1 protein-coding gene is annotated in these 2,528 nt (G+C 38.7%); it reads left to right on the top strand.

What is annotated here, in order from left to right; all coding sequences use genetic code 11:
* Positions 1–609: 609 nt before the first annotated feature.
* Entirely contained in the window at positions 610–2,424 is a 1,815-nt protein-coding gene (locus AC3WJG_RS26640) for a reverse transcriptase/maturase family protein (RefSeq protein WP_492588925.1), read from the top strand.
* Positions 2,425–2,528 lie beyond the last annotated feature (104 nt).

Raw genomic sequence — 2,528 nt, 5'->3', positions numbered from 1 at the left:
GTGCGCCCATACGGGCATATAGAGAATCTCCTTAGACAAGAGATGGGAGTCTGCGCTTAACCCATTTACCACCTTGCTTACCCACAAGGGGAAACCCGGAGGGGACCAGAGCATGCAAGGAAAGCCCTAAGTTACCAAAATGACCTAGGTACGACTGAGGGGCAAGGTAAAAAATGTTATGAATAAGGATGAATGCTAAACTGCGTGAACCATAGTCCAAAGTGGAGTATCGTCGCCCGAAGTGAAGGGTCATTGAAGCGCTTCGCAGTCAAGAATGGAAATATTGCCAAAGTTTCCATTGAACATATGTGATACGTATGGCAGACCAAAGACTGGCTAACTTGGATAACAAGTAACGGACGAAAGTGGCATCCGACATCATAATTAGTCTAGTTTCTATATGTACTAAATGGGGATTACCTAACTTGGAACGCCTCGTAAGGAGGCTATTGAGGATGATACCAAGTGTAAAAAGCAAGGTATGTGGCTCATGAAAATCCAATATGGTAACGGAGTTCTCGTAGTAGTCAGAGCGAGGGAAAGCCTCGTACAAGGCAAAGGAGAACAGTCTTTTCGACTAATATTAAATTGGGAAGGGGCGTGAGGCTCTTGCGAAGCCCAAAAATCGTATTAGGAAATCTAGCATCTCACAGTAACAAAGCAGGATATAAATACAAAAAATTATATCGGAATCTGTATAACCCATTATTTTTCCTTGATGCCTATCAAAATATATACGCCAGCGAAGGAAACATGACTGCTGGAACAGATGGAAAGACCATTGACGGAATGTCTACAGAAAGAATCTCAGCACTAATTGATAAGTTACGAGATTATTCTTACCAACCAAAACCAGTAAGAAGAGTTTATATTCCAAAGAAAAATGGAAAAAAACGTCCGTTGGGCATACCTTCCGTAGAAGATAAGTTAGTTCAAGAAGTCATCAAAAACCTATTACAATCCATCTATGAACCAACATTTAGTAAGTTCTCTCATGGCTTTCGCCCTGAAAAAAGTTGCCATACAGCACTAATTCAGGTCAAAGGAACCTTTACTGGGAGTAGATGGTTCATTGAAGGTGATATCGAAGGTTTTTTCGACAATATTAATCATCATATCCTTATCTATACACTAAGGAAGAGGATAGATGATGAACAATTTATTTCGCTTATATGGAAGTTCCTTAGAGCCGGATATTTAGAGGAATGGAAGTTTCATAAAACGTTTAGTGGTGCACCACAAGGTGGTATTCTTAGCCCTTTACTAGCAAATATTTATCTAAATGAGTTAGATAATTTTATAAATCGGTATAAGTCAACTTTTGATGTAGGAAAAGTTAGAAGGATAAACCCAGCTTATTCTAAAATACAACATCAAATAAACAGGGTTAAGAAAGAACTAAGGGAATCCAAGGAAATAGATGAAGTACGGGAAAAAGAATTAACCAATAAGGTACATGAATTGTTAGCTGAAAGAGAACGTATTCCTCAACGATATCCGATGGATGAGAATTATAAACGAATTCAATATGTTAGATATGCAGATGACTTTCTCATTGGAGTTATTGGAAGCAAGGAAGATGCGTACAAGGTAAAAAAAGACATTGCTAATTTCTTGAAATCGGAACTTAAGCTAACATTATCCGAGGAGAAAACACTTATAACAAATACGAGGCATAAGGCTCGATTTTTAGGATATGACGTTAAAGTTTTGCGAGATTTCCACTCTAAACGACGAAGCGATGGAATAAAAACAAGAGCATTCTCGTTAAAATGTGAACTATATATGCCTACTGATCTTGTTTATAGTCGCCTGTTTAAAAAAGGGGTAATAAAGGTCAACCAAAAGACAGGTCAATGGAAACCAATGCACCGTCCAGAGTTAATTAAATTGGTTCCTCTTGAGATTTTAAGAAACTATAACGCCCAGATACGTGGAACCTATCAATATTACCAACTGGCAGTTAATGTGTGCCATCTAAACAGTTATAAGTATCTCCTTGAATATTCTATGTACAAAACCTTAGCAAATAAGTACCGTACTACCTTAGGTAAAGCTAAACAAAAATTTATGGTGAACGGAATATTCCAAGTCAGTTATATGACAAAGTCCGGTAAGAAAACGGAAGTGCTTTATGATAAGGGATTTCGTAGGAATAAAGCTCCTATAACTAAAAAGGATATAGAAAAACTTCCTTCGGAAGTATCATACCAATCCCGAACATCGCTTATCCAAAGGTTGATGGCTAATCAATGTGAATGGTGTAAGGCTGAAGAAGGCTCAATGGAAGTTCACCATGTTCGAAAGTTAAAGAACCTTAAAGGGAAAAAGAAATGGGAAAGACAGATGATAGCAAGAAGTCGTAAAACGATGGTACTTTGTCGAAAGTGTCATCGTGACCTGCATAATGGGAAGCTAGACTGAAAAGATGGAGAGCCGTATACCTTGAGAGGGGTACGTACGGTTCGGGGGGGAGTTCTCGGAAACCTAAGACCGAGAGGTCTTAAGGCGCCGGGTTCTTACCCTAC

Source organism: Priestia sp. FW507-14D1A (genome assembly GCF_058781295.1).
This window is presented reverse-complemented; position numbering and strand designations above follow the sequence as displayed.